This window comes from Enterobacter mori (genome assembly GCF_025244905.1).
GTDB lineage: Bacteria > Pseudomonadota > Gammaproteobacteria > Enterobacterales > Enterobacteriaceae > Enterobacter > Enterobacter mori_A.
Map to the genome: position 1 here is coordinate 3,154,148 of NZ_CP104285.1, position 16,610 is coordinate 3,170,757.

Here is a 16,610-nt window from a genome sequence, read left to right on the forward strand (position 1 = left end):
AGTCCCTTTATGAAATACGTTGGAGCGCACGTTAGCGCCGCCGGTGGCCTTGCGAATGCCGCCATTCGCGCCGCCGAAATCGAGGCGACCGCTTTCGCCCTGTTCACCAAGAACCAGCGCCAGTGGCGCGCCGCGCCGCTCACTACAGACGTGATTGATGACTTCAAATCCGCCTGCGAGAAATACCACTACGGACCCGGCCAAATTCTCCCCCACGACAGCTACCTGATTAACCTCGGGCACCCGGTTCAGGAAGCGCTGGATAAATCACGCGAGGCGTTTCTTGATGAAGTGCAGCGCTGCGAACAGCTGGGGCTGACGCTGCTGAACTTCCATCCGGGCAGCCATCTGATGCAGATTGACGAAGATGCCTGCCTGGCGCGCATTGCCGAGTCCATCAACATCACGCTGGACAAGACCAAAGGCGTCACCGCGGTGATTGAGAACACCGCCGGTCAGGGCAGCAACCTCGGCTTTAAGTTCGAACATCTGGCGGCGATTATTGATGGCGTGGAAGATAAATCCCGCGTGGGCGTGTGCATCGATACCTGCCACGCGTTTGCTGCCGGGTATGACCTGCGCACCACCGAGGCAACGAAAAACACCTTCGAAGAGTTCGAGCGCATCGTGGGCTTTCAGTATCTGCGCGGCATGCACCTGAACGATGCAAAAAGTGCGTTCGGCAGCCGCGTTGACCGCCACCACAGCCTGGGCGAAGGCAACATTGGTCATGATGCGTTCCGCTTTATCATGCAGGACGTCCGCTTCGACGGTATTCCGATGGTGCTCGAAACCATTAACCCGGATATCTGGGCGGAAGAGATTGCCTGGCTGAAGGCGCAGCAAACCGCTGAACAGGCGGCATAAAAAAAGCCGGGCTGCTTACGCACCCGGCTTTTTTGTTGGTCGGGTAAGGCGCAACCGCCGCCCGACACCTCTTTTACGCTGCTTTTGCCATCACTTCCGCTTCAGGACGCTTCAGCACCGCGTAAGACAGACCCGCCACCAGCGTACCGGCAATAATCGCCAGCAGATAGCCCAGTACCGGTGTGATGGCGCCAGGGATCAGCAGCACGAACAGACCGCCGTGTGGTGCCATCAGCTTCGCGCCAATCGCCATAGAGATTGCACCCGTTACCGCGCCACCGACGATACAGCATGGCAGAACGCGCATTGGGTCACGTGCTGCGAACGGAATCGCGCCTTCGGTAATGAAGCAGAGGCCCAGAACCAGCGCCGCTTTGCCGCCTTCCTGCTGTGCTTTATCGAACTTACGACGGGCAATGATCGTGGCCAGACCAAGCGCCAGCGGTGGCACCATGCCTGCCGCCATGATCGCCGCCATCGGCGCGTAGGTCTGGGTACTCAGCAGGCCAACACCAAAGGCGTACGCCGCTTTGTTCACCGGGCCACCCATGTCGGTACACATCATGCCGCCGAGGATCGCCCCCAGCAGTACCGCGTTAGCGGTGCCCATGGTTTGCAGCCAGTGGGTCAGACCCGCCAGGATGCCCGCAACAGGCTTGCCAATCAGGTAAATCATCGCCAGACCGACCACCAGGCTGGAGATCAGCGGGATAATCAGGATCGGCTTCAGCGCTTCCATACTCTGCGGCAGCTTCAGCTTAGAGCTAATCAGCTTCGCGACGTAACCCGCCAGGAAACCGGCAATGATACCGCCAATAAAGCCAGAGCCGGTGCTCACCGCCAGCATACCGCCGATAAGACCCGGCGTCAGACCCGGACGGTCAGCAATGGAGAAGGCGATAAAGCCTGCCAGTACCGGTACCATCAATGCGAACGCGGAGCCGCCTCCGATCTGCATCAACGCAGCCGCCAGAGTGCCTTCTTCTTTAAACGCGGTAATACCAAACGCGAAGGAGAGCGCGATACACAGACCACCTGCCACCACCATCGGCAGCATGTAGGACACGCCGGTCAGCAGGTGGCGATATGCGCCAGCTGACTCTTTTTTCCCTTCGGTCGGGGTTTTCGCTGCACCGGTCGCCTGATACGGCCTGGCTTCCACCAGCGCCTTATCAAATTCCTGTGCCGTCTTTTTCAGCGCCAGGCCGGTAGAGGTGCGGTACATCGGCTTACCGGCAAATTTCGCCAGATCCACTTCGATGTCAGCCGCCACGATCACCAGATCGGCTTCCGCCACTTCTTCAGGGGTAATCGCATTGCCCGCACCAACGGAGCCACGTGTTTCAACTTTCACCCACCAGCCGCGTTTTTTCGCTTCGGTTTCAATGGCTTCAGCCGCCATGAAGGTGTGCGCCACGCCTGTCGGACAGGCGGTAACCGCGACAACGCGTTTTGGACCGGAAGCCGCAGCCGGGGCCGCCGCCACAGGTGCGCTGTATACAGTGGCGTGACCTTTCGCTTCGCTCAGGAACAGCTCAGGATGTGCCACCGCGCGATTAATATCGCCCAGCCACACTTTTTTGCCGTTAAGCGCGCTGTCTGCGGGGATTTTATCGCCCAGGACAATCGCCAGTTCGGCATCGCCCGGGTTATCAATGATGTCCAGGTGTGCTTTTTGTGCCGCCGCGCCCAGCAGGGTCTTCGCCATGTAGGCGCGAGCCTGTCCGAGCCCGGAGTCAATGATCAGCAGCGTTTTCATTATTCCTCTCCTGCTGTTAGTTAAAAGGTTTTAAGTCAACGCGCGCCATCATCGCGGCTAACTGGGTACGATCGGTAATACCGACATTGCTCTGGCTCACGGCCAGGGCAGCAACGGCGGTGGCAAGACGTAACGTATGTTCACTGGATTCACGCATCAGCAGACCGTAAATCAGCCCACCAACCATGGAATCCCCCGCGCCAACGGTACTTACAACTTCCATTGACGGCGGTTTGGCAATCCATTCACCTGAAGCGTTAACCCACAACGCCCCTTCTGCCCCCAGCGAAATCACCACGTGAGCAATACCCTGCTCGCGCAGCGCATGGGCAGCGTCAATGACATCCTTTAATTCTGGCAGCTTACGGCCTGCCCAGATCTCCAGTTCGCGACGATTTGGCTTCACCAGCCACGGAGAGGCTTTCAGACCCGCCACCAGCGCATCGCGGCTGCTGTCAAAAATAATGCACGGGCACTGGCTGCGCAGGCGCGTCATCCAGTCGGTGAAGGCTTCCGGGCTCACGCCGGACGGCAGGCTGCCGCTGACACACACCATGTCGAACTGGCCCAGCCAGGTCAGGGAGTCGGTCACAAAGCGTTCCCAGTCAGCAGGCGTCACTTCAAAGCCAGAGAAGTTGAGATCGGTGACTTCACCGTCTTTCTCCGTCAGCTTAACGTTGATGCGGGTACGGCCCTGAACGACCTGGAAACGGTTGGCAATGCCCAGCTCGCTGAACAGCTGCTGGAAACCGTCCTGGTTATCTTTTCCGAGGAAGCCGCCGACGGTGACGTCGATGCCGAGATCTTTGAGCACTTTCGCGACGTTAATTCCTTTACCCGCCGCATGAAGGCCCGTGGTGCGCACGAGGTTCACTTCGCCGCGCTCAATTTCCGGGCAAAAGCCCACCAGGTCATAAGCCGGGTTCAGCGTAATAGTCGCAACACGTCTGCTCATTATGCGCCCTCCCCCAGACCTGCCGCGATGGCATCGCCAATCGCTTTCAGCGCCTGTTCAGCATCAGCACCCTGTGCGGTGAAGCGCAGACGATGACCTTTCTTCACGCCCAGCGCGACAACTTTCATCAGGCTACGGCCATTCGCCGGTTTGCCTGAGCCATCCAGGTTGGTCACGGTAATCTCACTTTCGAATTGTTTAATGGTGTTCACCAGCATGGTGCCCGGGCGAGCGTGCAGGCCGTGTTCATTGCGCACCACGAACTCTGCGCTCAGCACGTCATCGGTCAGCGCATCGTCGCTGGTCAGCAGCGCAAGCACGGTGGCCGCATCAGCGTTCAGCAGCTTTTCAGCTTTGTTGGTCAGCAGCAGGTCGCTCAGGCGCTTCAGCACGGAAACCGGCTGGTCATCGACCATTGCCACGGTGACCAGCATCGCGGCGCGGTCACCGTCTACGTCAAACGCTGTTGCGGCGCGGCTGACAGCAACTGCGCTGCGCAGGTTGCCTTCAGCACTGTCGTTCAGCCAGACGCCCTGGCCCAGATTCAACGGCTTATCATTGATAGCGCGCGTAACGAATGTCGCATCGGCCGCACCGGCTTCCTTCAGGCGACCGGCGTTCAGCGCTTGCAGGGTCACAAGGTCAGAGGCTGCAACATCCAGCGTCAGGGTTTCATTATCCAGTTTCAGCGCTTCGCTCTGTTTTTCACCCATCAGCAAGGCGCGCAGCTCTTCAGCCGTGGTGACAGACTTCAGCTGTTCCGCCACCGAGTCATCGCTCAGCACGTGCGTCAGCTGGCGCAGCAGGCCCAGGTGTTCGTCGCTGCTGGCGGCGATACCGATAGCCACATAGGCCACCTGACCGTCACCCCAGAGCACGCCCTGCGGGAACTGATAAACCTGCACGCCCGTTTTCAGCACCTGGTCGCGGGTGTCGGTGGTGCCGTGTGGAATAGCGATGCCATTGCCGAGGAACGTTGAGGTCTGCTGCTCGCGAGCCAGCATGCCGTTAACGTAACCCTCTGCCACGTTACCTGCCTGCACGAGGGCAGCGGCAACCTGGCGAATAGCCTCTTCTTTCGTCCCGGCCTGTGCGCCCGGGTGAATATCCTGAACAGATAACTGGAACATGGTTCTCCTCTCCTGCTGAACTTGAATCGTTTCAGCCTTAATGAGAAAAAATGCGCTAACCTGCTCCGTCAGTTAAAACAAGATAGCGCTGAAACGTTTCAAAAAGTCTTGCTCTTTCTGTAAAGCGTTGCAAGGAAAGTTACATTTGGCTGTTCAGAATTTAGAGTTACAGCACATTTCTCCTTTCCTCAGCTGAATATTGCTGACGTTCAGCACGTCAGTTTCAGCTAAATTCAGCAACAGTTTTCAAAGTGAAATGCCATTTTGATTTTTTGTAGCAAAAGTGACCGCACCCTCTGTTTATTTAATGACTGGCGGCGTAAACTCCGCGTCTTTCTGGCCCACGCTGATCCTGATACGAAAACATGCATAACACCCCCGCTGCCGCCTCACCAAAGCCCCTTGATTTGACGTCAACGGCGTTTTTGATCGTTGCTTTCCTTACCGGGATCGCCGGGGCCTTACAAACGCCCACGCTGAGTTTATTTCTGACCAATGAAGTCCACGTCCGTCCGGCGATGGTCGGCTTCTTCTTTACCGGGAGCGCCATCATCGGCATCCTGGTCAGCCAGTTTCTGGCAGGACGTTCCGACAGAAAAGGCGATCGCAAAAGCCTGATTGTCTTTTGTTGCCTGCTGGGGGTATTCGCCTGCGTGCTGTTTGCCTGGAACCGTAACTATTTCATTTTGCTGTTTGTTGGGGTGTTTTTGAGCAGCTTTGGCTCTACGGCCAACCCGCAGATGTTTGCCCTTGCCCGTGAGCATGCGGACCAGACCGGACGCGAGGCGGTGATGTTCAGCTCAATCCTGCGTGCCCAGGTATCGCTGGCATGGGTCATTGGTCCGCCGCTGGCTTACGCGCTGGCGATGGGCTTTGGCTTTACGGTGATGTACCTGAGTGCGGCGGTGGCCTTTGTCGTGTGCGGCACAATGGTGTGGTTCTTCCTGCCCTCAATGCGTAAAGAGCCGAAACTGGCGACAGGCGCGCTTGAAGCACCGCGTCGTAACCGCCGCGATGCCCTGCTCCTCTTTATTATCTGTACGCTGATGTGGGGCACCAACAGCCTTTATATCATCAACATGCCGCTGTTTATTATTGATGAACTGCACCTGCCGGAGAAGCTGGCAGGCATCATGATGGGGACGGCCGCTGGCCTTGAGATCCCGACCATGCTGATTGCTGGCTATTACGCAAAGCGCTTTGGGAAGCGTTTTTTGATGCGCATCGCGGCGGTCGCCGGGCTGCTGTTCTATGTCGGGATGCTTACGGTGCATACGCCCGCGCTGCTGCTGGCTTTACAGCTGCTGAACGCCATCTATATCGGTATTCTCGCCGGCATTGGCATGCTCTACTTCCAGGATTTAATGCCGGGTCAGGCAGGCTCTGCCACCACCCTTTATACTAATACCACCCGCGTGGGCTGGATTATTGCGGGCTCGATGGCTGGCGTCGTGGCGGAGATCTGGAACTACCACACGGTATTCTGGATTGCCCTGGCGATGTGCGTCATGACAATCACCTGTCTGACGCGGATCAAAGACGTTTAGGGCGCGGTGAGCGCTTCCAGCTCAAGCAGGTACGTCATCGCCTGCGCTCGCGTATTGCCGCACATGTCCGCGGAAGGCTGAAGCCCGGAGCACACCTTCGGGCGCAGGGGCGATCCAAAGATCATACAGAGATTCGCTTCTGAAAGTTGAACGCAGCGGGTGTTGGCAGGCTTGCCCTCCGGCATTCCTGGAATGGGGCTTGAAATGGACGGTGCAGTACAGCACGCGCCACAATCTGAACGACAATCCATAAATGCTCTCAGTCAGTGATGAACGCCCGCGCAGTCGGGCATCGGGCGCACAGTAACACCTTTTTTGTATTGATAGCAAAAGCCACGAATTCCGCTTGCCTGAAAGGCCGCGCGCGAGTAATTTGGCGCGATATTTTTTACCTCCCGTAAACAGGATTACTGCAATGCCAAGAGCGAACGAAATTAAGAAAGGTATGGTACTGAATTACAACGGCAAACTGCTGATTGTGAAAGATATCGATATTCAGGCACCTAGCGCCCGTGGTGCAGCGACGCTGTATAAAATGCGTTTCGCCGATGTGCGTACCGGCCTCAAAGTGGAAGAACGCTTTAAAGGTGACGATATCGTCGATACCGTGACCCTGACCCGTCGCTATGTTGATTTCTCCTACATCGACGGCAACGAATACGTGTTCATGGACAAAGAAGATTACACTCCTTACATCTTCACCAAAGATCAGATCGAAGAAGAGCTGCTGTTTATCCCTGAAGGCGGGATGCCGGATATGCAGGTGCTGACCTGGGACGGCGTGCTGCTGGCGCTGGAACTGCCTCAGACCGTGGATCTGGAAATCGTGGAAACCGCACCGGGCATCAAAGGCGCTTCAGCCAGTGCACGTAACAAACCCGCAACCCTGACCACCGGTCTGGTTGTGCAGGTACCAGAATACCTGTCTGCTGGCGAGAAGATCCGCATCCATATCGAAGAAAAACGCTATATGGGTCGCGCTGACTGATTGCGGTATTTGTCGGGTGGCGGCTTCGCCTTACCCGACCTACAAAAACACAAAAACCGGCTCTCAGGCCGGTTTTTTATTGTACCAGGCAACAGAGCTTACAGAAGCTCCGGATACTTCGTCATCTTCAGCGCCAGCTCAACGCCGCGCACTTCTGCCATCCCTTTCAGGCGACCAATCGCCGAATAGCCTGGGTTGGTTTTCTTGCGCAGATCGTCCAGCATCTGGTGTCCGTGATCCGGACGGAACGGAATAGGACGCACATCGCCCGCGTGCTTACGGCGCACCTCTTCCGCCAGAATGGCATCCACCACCGCCACCATATTCACGTCACCGTTCAGGTGCGCAGCTTCGTGGAAGGTTTTCGGGTTCTCTTCGCGGCAGGTTGCACGCAAATGCGTAAAGTGAATACGATCGCCAAAGGTTTCAATCATCCGTACCAGGTCGTTATCCGCACGCACGCCGTAAGAACCGGTGCACATCGTAAAGCCGTTATAGATACTGTCTACCGTCTCTTTCAGCCACTGCATATCTTCAATCGTCGACACGATACGCGGCAGGCCGAGTATTGGACGCGGAGGATCGTCCGGGTGAACAGCAAGACGAACACCCGACTCTTCTGCCACCGGTACTATCGCGCGCAGGAAGTACGCCATGTTTTCCCGAAGCTGGTTTTTATCGATATCACCGTATTCCGCCAGACGCGCGCGGAACTGGTCCAGCGTGTAGCCTTCTTCAGCACCCGGCAGCCCGGCAATGATGTTGCGGGTTAGCTTTTCAATATCCGCTTCACTTGCCGCGTGGAACCACGCAAGCGCCTGCTGCTGCTCTTCTGCGGTGTAATCCGCTTCTGCGCCTGGACGCTTCAGAATGTGCAGTTCAAACGCGGCAAACGCGATCTGGTCGAAACGCAGCGCTTTTGAACCATCCGCCATCTGGTACTCGAGATCGGTTCGCGTCCAGTCCAGGATAGGCATAAAGTTATAGCAGACCGTATCAATGCCGCAGGCCGCCAGATTACGGATACTCTGCTGATAGTTGGCAATCCAGGCCTGGTATTCACCCGAATGGGTTTTGATATCCTCGTGGACCGGAATACTTTCCACGACTGACCAGGTTAACCCCTTCTCCGCCAGCAACGCCTGACGCTTTTGAATTTCCTCAACCGGCCACACCTGCCCGTTAGGAATATGATGCAGTGCCGTGACAACGCCTGTCGCGCCAGCCTGACGTACATCATCAAGAGAAACCGGATCGTTCGGCCCGTACCAACGCCAGGTTTGTTCCATTGCCTCACCCTCTCAAGTTGTTATACCAATATGATTTACTGCAATGACGACTACCATACATGTTTACCGCGAAGGGTCAACACAGCGCCACACATTGATTGATCAAACTCACAGAACGGGGATAATTACGGCTTACCAATTCAATTTGTTGTCATATAACTTTACACTGCCGTTGTTAATTAATGGTTAATCAGGTGTGTATTTCATGAAGACAATTGCCTCCACCTCGCTTCCTGCCCGCGTGCAGCAGCCTCGCTACGATCGCCAGCAATTACGCTCGCGCATTGTTCATTTTGGCTTTGGTGCCTTTCACCGCGCGCACCAGGCGCTGTTAACAAACCGGGTGCTGAATGAAAAAGGCGGCGACTGGGGGATTTGTGAAATTAGCCTCTTCAGCGGCGATGTGCTGATGAGCCAGCTGCGTGCGCAGGATCATCTCTTTACCGTGCTGGAGAAAGGTGCGGAGGGGAACCAGGCTATTGTTGTCGGCGCGGTACATGAATGTCTGAATGCCAAACTCGATTCGCTGGCGGCCATTATTGAGAAATTTTGCGAGCCGCAGGTTGCGATTGTCTCCCTTACCATCACGGAAAAAGGCTACTGCATCGATCCCGCGACCGGCAAGCTGGATATGCACAATACCCGCATCCTGCACGATCTGGAAAACCCGACCGAGCCGCATTCCGCACCGGGGATACTGGTCGAAGCCCTTCACCGCCGTCGCGAACGTGGCCTGCCGCCGTTTACCGTTCTCTCCTGCGACAATATCCCGGACAACGGCCACGTCGTAAAAAACGCCGTGCTTGGGATGGCGCAAAAACGTTCTGCTGAGCTGGCCGGGTGGATTGATGCTCACGTGAGTTTTCCGGGCACGATGGTCGACAGAATTGTCCCCGCCGCAACGGAGACCTCGCTTGCGGAAATCACGCAGGAACTTGGCGTTGAAGATCCTTGCGCCATCAGCTGCGAGCCGTTTATTCAGTGGGTGGTCGAAGATAACTTTGTCGCCGGACGCCCTGAATGGGAAGTTGCGGGCGTGCAGATGGTGAAGGATGTTCTACCGTGGGAACAAATGAAGTTGCGGATGCTCAACGGTAGCCACTCTTTTCTGGCTTATCTGGGGTATCTCGCCGGATACGCACATATCAATGAATGCATGGAGGACGCGAGCTTCCGCGAAGCCGCCCGCCGCGTAATGCTGTATGAGCAGGCTCCCACTTTGCGCATCACAGACGTCGATCTCACGGCCTATGCCGACAGCCTGATCGACCGTTTTGCGAATCCCGCATTGCAGCATCGTACCTGGCAGATCGCGATGGACGGCAGCCAGAAGTTGCCTCAGCGCATGCTGGATGGGATCCGTGTTCATCTTGAACGTAACAGCGCGTGGCCGCTGCTGGCGCTGGGGGTTGCAGGCTGGATCCGCTACGTCAGCGGCACGGATGAACGTGGTGACGCGATTGATGTTCGCGACCCGCTTAGTGATAAAATCCAGTCAATCGTCAAGGCCAGCAGTGAAGCGGACCGCGTGAACGCCCTGCTGACGCTGAGCGAAGTCTTTGGGCAGGATCTGCCTCATAATAGCGTCTTTGTCAATGCGGTAAACGAAGCATATCAGCGCCTCACCCGCTCCGGTGCGCGTCAGGCTGTTATTGAAACGTTAAAAATTTAACGTTTCTTGCCCTTAAGGCGAACGGAAAACCTCTCCGTTCGCCCTTCCCCCTTCTCATAACGCCTTTTTTTCGCCAGGATGATGGTTAATTGTTATAGCATCACAGTAAGTCATCGGAGCGCATGTGACCAAAACCAACCTCATTACCGGTTTTCTCGGTAGCGGAAAAACCACCTCAATTTTGCACCTGCTCGCGAATAAAGATCCGGCAGAAAAGTGGGCCGTACTGGTCAACGAATTCGGCGAAGTGGGCATCGATGGCGCATTGCTGTCTGACAGCGGGGCAGTGATCAAAGAGATCCCGGGCGGCTGTATGTGTTGTGTGAATGGTTTACCCATGCAGGTCGGGCTGAACACGCTGCTGCGCCAGGGTAAACCGGACCGTCTGCTGATAGAACCGACCGGGCTGGGCCACCCTAAGCAGATCCTCGATTTGCTGACCGCACCGGTTTACGAGCCGTGGATCGACCTTCGCGCCACGCTGTGTCTTCTGGACCCGCGCCAGCTTCTGGACGAGAAGGCTGTGGCCAATGAAAACTTCCGCGATCAGCTCGCCGCGGCAGATATCATCGTGGCGAATAAAGAGGATCGTGCAACAGCTGAAAGCCAGGCCGCGTTCGATGCCTGGTGGCAACGCTTCGGCGGCGATCGTCAACGGGTTCGCACCACTCAGGGCAAAATTGACGGTGCCCTGCTCGATCTCCCCCGTCTGAACCTGGCGGAACTGCCCGTCAGCGCGGAACACGCCCATCACCACGCGGTGAAGCAGGGTCTGGCAGCCCTGAGCCTGCCGGAACATCAGCGCTGGCGTCGTAATCTCAACAGCGGTCAGGGCTACCAGGCTTGCGGATGGATCTTTGATGCCGATACGGTTTTCGACACCATCGGTATTCTTGAATGGGCCAGACTTGCTCCGGTCGATCGCGTCAAAGGAATTATGCGAACCCCGGACGGGCTGGTACGCATCAATCGACAGGGCGCAGATTTCTTTATCGAAACGCAAAATGTTGCCCCCCCGGACAGTCGGATAGAGTTAATTAGTGCGGTTAACGCCGACTGGAACGCGCTGCAGACCAGCCTGTTGAAGCTTCGTTTAAGTTCAGACGGCTAACGTTGCCCCAGATTTCAAACGATGCTGAACGTTATGACGACTCGATATCCCTTAATACTGCTGCTGAATGCTGCCGGTCTGGCACTCTTTTTATCCTGGTATCTGCCGGTGAACCATGGTTTCTGGTTCCCGCTGGATTCCGGTATTTTCCACTTCTTCAACCAGGCGCTGGCGAAGAGTGAAACCTTCCTCTGGCTGGTCGCGATTACCAACAACCGCGCCTTCGACGGCTGTTCACTGCTGGCCATGGGCTGCCTGATGCTCTCTTTCTGGCTGAAAGAAGATAAAACAGGACGACGTCGCATTGTGATCACAGGTCTGGTCATGCTGCTGACTGCGGTGGTGATTAACCAGCTGGCGCAACATTTGATGCCGGTAAAACGCGCAAGCCCTTCGCTCTATTTCCCGGATATTCACCGCGTCAGCGAATTACTGCATATCCCGACTAAAGATGCGTCAAAAGACAGTTTCCCCGGCGATCACGGTATGATGCTGCTTATTTTTTCAGCATTCATGTTGCGCTATTTTGGCAAGAAAGCCTTTGCGACGGCGCTGGTAATTGTGGTGGTGTTTGCTTTCCCGCGCGTCATGATCGGCGCTCACTGGCTGACGGATATTGTCGTGGGTTCGCTCTCTGCGGTGCTGATTGGTTTGCCGTGGGTGCTGATGACGCCGTTAAGCGATCGATTAATCGCCATTTTTAATCGTTATCTGCCCGGCGATAAGTAACAAGTTCTAAACAAATAACCCATCGTAATTAACGCAAACTATCAGGGATCATTTCGTTCCCTGATAGTCACCCCTCTTCAATTGCCCCTCGCCGTCATATTCTTGTCATCTCATTCATGATGAAAATGAAGCGATTGCATGATTTGGAGCCGCTTCTGACGGCATTTTGGGGCATTTACGTTTTTTTACTCTCGGTATCACAATTTCTTATAAAAAAACGGACTTTTTTGCTCGCAATGCCCTTTGCAATCGGTTAACCTCGAACTCGTTTTGCCCCACTGAGATAATTATTATCATGGTGAATAAATTTGTGCACTGCGCCACAAATCTGACCAGAAAGAATTGTCTCAATGTGAACAGCTAATTAGTCTCGTCACGTTTGGCATTTTTATAACGATATTTATCGTTAAGGACTTCAAGGGATAATAAACAAAATGGTCAAATCTCAACCGATTTTGAGATATTTCATGCGGGGGATCCCGGCGATAGCAGTAGCGGTTCTGCTTTCGGCATGTAGTACATCGAACACCGCTAAGAATATGCATCCTGAGACGCGTGTTGTGGGAACAGAAGATTCCTCGTCACTGCAAGCCTCTCAGGATGAATTTGAGAATATGGTGCGTAATCTGGACGTGAAGTCCCGTATTATGGACCAGTATGCTGACTGGAAAGGCGTGCGTTATCGTCTTGGCGGCAGCACGAAAAAAGGCATTGATTGTTCCAGTTTCGTACAACGAACCTTCCGCGAACAATTTGGGTTAGATCTTCCGCGTTCAACTTATGAACAGCAGGAGACAGGCAAGTCGATTTCACGTTCCAAACTGCGTACCGGTGATTTAGTTCTGTTCCGTGCGGGTTCTACGGGTCGACATGTTGGCATCTACATTGGCAACGACCAGTTCGTTCATGCTTCCACCAGCAGCGGTGTGACCATTTCCAGCATGAATGAACCGTACTGGAAGAAGCGCTACAACGAAGCGCGCCGTGTATTGACCCGCAGTTAATATGATGATTGTATCGTTGGTTATCCCTTGGCTGGCGATATAATAAAAAAAAGCACTGCTTCGGCGGTGTTTTTTTTTGCCCGTTACACTGAATACATCCAGCGGCATTTCAGGAATCACGACGTTTATGCTCACCCGCTACTTCTCCAGTCACAGAAAGATACTGATCCTCAGCATTATTACCGGCCTGGTCACTGCCCTGCTCCTGGGTTCATTGCAATTTTTTTGGAGCTACCACAAGCGGGAAGTCCGGTTTGATACGCTAATTAAGGATGTGCGCATTTACATGGAGAACTATTTCGAGGAGCTAAAAACCTCTGTCGACGTGCTCCAGCCGCTCACGCTGAATAATTGCCAGGACGTTAACGCAGAGCTCACCTCGCGTGCGGCCTTCAGCATCAACGTGCGCGCCTTCCTCCTGGTGAGAAACAAACTGGCCTTCTGCTCGTCAGCCACAGGGCCGATGAATGCCCCGATGGAGGAGTTGATACCCGAACTGCATATCAACAAGCCGGTTGATATCGCCCTGCTGCCCGGCACGCCCATGCTGCCCCATAGACCTGCAATCGCCATCTGGTATCGTAATCCTTTAGTAAAAGACGGCGGCGTGTTCACCTCGGTGAATCTCAATCTGACACCTTACCTTCTTTATACCGCGCGCCAGGACGAGTTTGCCGGCATCGCGATTATCATCGGCGACAATGCGTTATCCACCTCGTCGAGCAGCATTGTCAGGGCGAGTGATTTACATCAAAGGCCTGCGCGAACCGCGACGCTCAAAGAAGTCCCTCTGACCATCAACCTGTACGCCAGGGAGTGGACAAGTGATGAGATCCTTTTTGCCCTGTTCTTCGGGCTGGTGTGCGGTATAGCCGCCGGAACGCTCAATTTTTATATCCTGACCATACGTCTGAATCCGGGTAAGGAAATTTTAACCGCGATTAAGCACAATCAGTTCTATGTGGTGTATCAGCCCGTGGTCGATGCTAAAGAGCTGAAAATGCGTGGTGTGGAAGTGCTGATGCGCTGGAAGCACCCGACGATGGGTGAGATCCCGCCGGACGCCTTTATCAATTTTGCCGAAGCGCAAAAGCTGATTGTCCCGCTGACGCTGCATCTTTTTGATCTCATTATTCGTGACGCCCCCGTATTACAAAGCGTATTACCTGCGGGAGCCAAGCTGGGGATAAACATTGCGCCTGGGCATTTGCATGCGGAGAGTTTTAAAGAAGATATGCAAAACTTCAACGCCTCGCTGCCGCCCGATCATTTCCAGACGGTGCTGGAAATCACCGAGCGCGATATGATTAATCAGCGCGAGGCCAACCAGCTTTTTGAGTGGCTGCACAATGAAGGCTTTGAAATCGCGATTGATGATTTCGGGACCGGCCACAGTGCTCTGATTTATCTCGAGCATTTCACAATGGACTACATCAAAATCGACCGGGGTTTTGTCAATGCCATTGGAACCGAAACCGTTACATCGCCCGTACTTGATGCCGTATTGACTCTCGCAAGGCGACTGAATATGTCCACCGTCGCCGAAGGGGTGGAAACGCCTGAGCAGGCGGCCTGGCTGCGCGAGCATGGTGTTAACTTCCTGCAGGGATACTGGATCAGCCGCCCTATGCCGCTGGCGCAGTTTCGCACATGGCGACCCGATATGATGTCCGGTGAATAATTTCACAATGGCGGCGACGTCACTTATTATTCAGTTTTAATGTGAACGAAGGATCCGCCACGAGATGTTTATGCGCGTCGTAGTGATGTTAATGGCAGTGGTGAGCCTGTCCAGCCAGGCGCAAACCATCAAAGAGAACACGGCATTCGCGGTGATTGGCGAACCTAAGTACGCGGTTAATTTTACCCACTACGATTACGTCAACCCCGCCGCGCCTAAAGGCGGAAACGTGACGCTCTCGGCCACGGGCACCTTCGATAACTTTAACCGCTTTGCCCTGCGCGGCGTGGCAGCGGCGCGAACGGAATCTCTCTATGACACGCTGTTTGTGACGTCAGACGATGAGCCGGGCAGCTACTACCCGCTGGTGGCGGAAAACGTACGTTACGCGGATAACTTCGCGTGGGCCGAAATTTCACTCAACCCGCAGGCGCGTTTTCATGATGGCACGCCGGTTAGCGCCCGCGACGTAGCCTTCACCTTTCACAAGTTTATGACTGAAGGGGTCCCGCAGTTCCGTCTGGTGTACAAAGGCACCACCGTGAAAGCTATCGCCCCGCTGACCGTGCGTATCGAGCTGAGCGAACCAAACAAAGAGAATATGCTGAGTCTGTTCTCGTTGCCCGTCATGCCTGAGTCCTTCTGGAAAAACCACAAGCTAAGCGACCCGCTCTCCACGCCGCCGCTGGCGGGTGGCCCGTATCGCATTACCGACTGGCGAATGGGGCAGTATGTGGTCTATTCCCGCGTCAAAGACTACTGGGCTGCAAATCTTCCGGTAAACCGTGGCCGCTGGAACTTTGACACCCTTCGCTATGATTATTACCTTGACGATAACGTGGCGTTTGAGGCGTTCAAGGCGGGTGCGTTTGATTTGCGCGTGGAGAGCAGTGCCAAAAACTGGGCTACGCGCTATATCGGGAAAAACTTTGCCAACGGTTACATCGTTAAAGACGAGCATAAAAATGAATCAGCCCAGGATACCCGCTGGCTGGCGTTTAACATCCAGCGCCCGGTATTCAGCGACCGTCGGGTGCGCGAGGCGATTACCCTGGCGTTCGATTTCGAGTGGATGAACAAGGCGCTGTTTTACGGCGCCTACAGCCGCGCTAACAGCTATTTCCAGAACACTGAATATGCCGCTCGAGACTATCCTGATGCCGATGAGCTGGTCCTGCTGGCTCCGCTGAAGGCGGAACTCCCGCCAGAAGTCTTTACGAGCGTGTTTGAACCGCCTAAATCGGACGGTAAGGGCTTTGACCGTGACAACCTTCTGAAAGCCAGCGCGCTGCTGGATGAGGCGGGATGGCACCTGAAAAATCAAAAACGGGTGAACGTGCAAACGGGCAAACCGCTGAGTTTCGAACTGCTGCTCGCTTCAGGGGCGAATGACCAGTGGGTACTGCCGTTTAAGCAGAATCTCGCCCGACTGGGGATCACCCTGAACATCCGCCAGGTAGATATTGCGCAGCTCACCAACCGTAAACGCAGCCGGGATTACGATATGATGCAGAGCCTGTGGGCCGCGCAGCCGTGGCCAAGCTCAGACCTGCAGATTTCATGGGCCTCCAGCTATATCGACTCCTCCTACAATGCCCCCGGCGTTAAGAGCCCGGCGATCGACGCGCTTATCGCGAAAATCGTCGCCGCGCAGGGCGATAAAACGAAACTTCTGCCGCTTGGCCGCGCGCTCGACAGGGTGTTAACCTGGAACTACTACATGCTGCCAATGTGGTACATGGGCGAAGATCGCCTTGCCCGTTGGGACAAATTCTCGCTGCCTTCTGTACGCCCTGTCTATACGCTGGGTTTCGATACCTGGTGGTATGACGTGAACAAAGCCGCCAAACTTCCCGCAGAGCGGCGTTGAGGAATAAC

General features: G+C 55.1%; 14 protein-coding genes. 9 read left to right on the forward strand and 5 right to left on the reverse strand.

All coding sequences use genetic code 11. From position 1 onward, the window contains the following. Positions 1 to 9: 9 nt before the first annotated feature. Positions 10 to 867, forward strand: a complete 858-nt coding sequence (gene nfo, locus N2K86_RS14870) for a deoxyribonuclease IV (RefSeq protein ID WP_260659119.1) — start codon at positions 10 to 12, stop codon at positions 865 to 867. Positions 868 to 940: 73 nt separating this feature from the next. On the opposite strand, the gene fruA is transcribed toward nfo, so the two are convergent. From fruA to fruB, 3 genes are read right to left on the reverse strand one after another with little or no spacing between them, the layout of a single operon-like run. Next, entirely contained in the window at positions 941 to 2,626 is a 1,686-nt protein-coding gene (gene fruA / locus N2K86_RS14875) for a PTS fructose transporter subunit IIBC (protein WP_260659120.1), read from the reverse strand. A 16-nt stretch (positions 2,627 to 2,642) separates the two neighbouring features. Then, complete coding sequence (gene fruK, locus N2K86_RS14880) at positions 2,643 to 3,581, reverse strand: 1-phosphofructokinase (RefSeq protein ID WP_126544419.1); 939 nt, start codon at positions 3,579 to 3,581, stop codon at positions 2,643 to 2,645. Further along, entirely contained in the window at positions 3,581 to 4,711 is a 1,131-nt protein-coding gene (fruB, locus tag N2K86_RS14885; RefSeq protein WP_260659121.1) for a fused PTS fructose transporter subunit IIA/HPr protein, read from the reverse strand. The genes fruK and fruB overlap by 1 nt, the downstream gene beginning before the upstream one ends. 365 nt (positions 4,712 to 5,076) lie before the next feature. On the opposite strand from fruB, the gene setB reads away from it, so the two are divergent. Next, positions 5,077 to 6,258 (forward strand): sugar efflux transporter SetB, encoded by a 1,182-nt coding sequence (gene setB / locus N2K86_RS14890; RefSeq protein ID WP_260659122.1) that lies wholly within the window; start codon positions 5,077 to 5,079, stop codon positions 6,256 to 6,258. On the opposite strand, the gene N2K86_RS14895 is transcribed toward setB, so the two are convergent. Continuing rightward, a complete protein-coding gene (locus N2K86_RS14895; RefSeq protein WP_260659123.1) occupies positions 6,255 to 6,509 on the reverse strand; it encodes a YkgJ family cysteine cluster protein in 255 nt (84 codons plus the stop codon). The two genes, setB and N2K86_RS14895, sit on opposite strands and share 4 nt — an antisense overlap. Positions 6,510 to 6,673: 164 nt before the next feature. Between N2K86_RS14895 and yeiP the strand changes: the two genes are divergently transcribed. Further along, the gene (gene yeiP / locus N2K86_RS14900) at positions 6,674 to 7,246 is read left to right on the forward strand and encodes an elongation factor P-like protein YeiP (protein WP_008500940.1); all 573 of its coding nucleotides are present in this window, start codon (positions 6,674 to 6,676) and stop codon (positions 7,244 to 7,246) included. 98 nt (positions 7,247 to 7,344) lie between these two features. Here the strand turns inward: yeiP and uxuA are convergent, their stop codons facing one another. Next, positions 7,345 to 8,535: a mannonate dehydratase gene (gene uxuA / locus N2K86_RS14905; protein ID WP_260659124.1), complete on the reverse strand. Its 1,191-nt coding sequence runs from the start codon at positions 8,533 to 8,535 to the stop codon at positions 7,345 to 7,347. Positions 8,536 to 8,740: 205 nt separating this feature from the next. Between uxuA and N2K86_RS14910 the strand changes: the two genes are divergently transcribed. The 6 genes from N2K86_RS14910 (at position 8,741) to N2K86_RS14935 (ending at position 16,602) form a co-directional block, all read left to right on the forward strand. Further along, the gene (locus N2K86_RS14910) at positions 8,741 to 10,207 is read left to right on the forward strand and encodes a mannitol dehydrogenase family protein (protein WP_260659125.1); all 1,467 of its coding nucleotides are present in this window, start codon (positions 8,741 to 8,743) and stop codon (positions 10,205 to 10,207) included. 124 nt (positions 10,208 to 10,331) lie between these two features. Continuing rightward, positions 10,332 to 11,318, forward strand: a complete 987-nt coding sequence (locus N2K86_RS14915) for a CobW family GTP-binding protein (RefSeq protein WP_260659126.1) — start codon at positions 10,332 to 10,334, stop codon at positions 11,316 to 11,318. A gap of 33 nt (positions 11,319 to 11,351) precedes the next feature. After that, the gene (locus N2K86_RS14920; protein ID WP_260659127.1) at positions 11,352 to 12,047 is read left to right on the forward strand and encodes a phosphatase PAP2 family protein; all 696 of its coding nucleotides are present in this window, start codon (positions 11,352 to 11,354) and stop codon (positions 12,045 to 12,047) included. Positions 12,048 to 12,481: 434 nt separating this feature from the next. Continuing rightward, on the forward strand, positions 12,482 to 13,051 hold the full coding sequence (gene mepS / locus N2K86_RS14925; RefSeq protein WP_010433488.1) for a bifunctional murein DD-endopeptidase/murein LD-carboxypeptidase: 570 nt from the start codon (positions 12,482 to 12,484) through the stop codon (positions 13,049 to 13,051). Between the two features lie 127 nt (positions 13,052 to 13,178). Further along, positions 13,179 to 14,732: a cyclic di-GMP phosphodiesterase gene (locus N2K86_RS14930; RefSeq protein WP_260659128.1), complete on the forward strand. Its 1,554-nt coding sequence runs from the start codon at positions 13,179 to 13,181 to the stop codon at positions 14,730 to 14,732. Between the two features lie 64 nt (positions 14,733 to 14,796). Then, entirely contained in the window at positions 14,797 to 16,602 is a 1,806-nt protein-coding gene (locus N2K86_RS14935) for an extracellular solute-binding protein (RefSeq protein ID WP_260659129.1), read from the forward strand. Positions 16,603 to 16,610 lie beyond the last annotated feature (8 nt).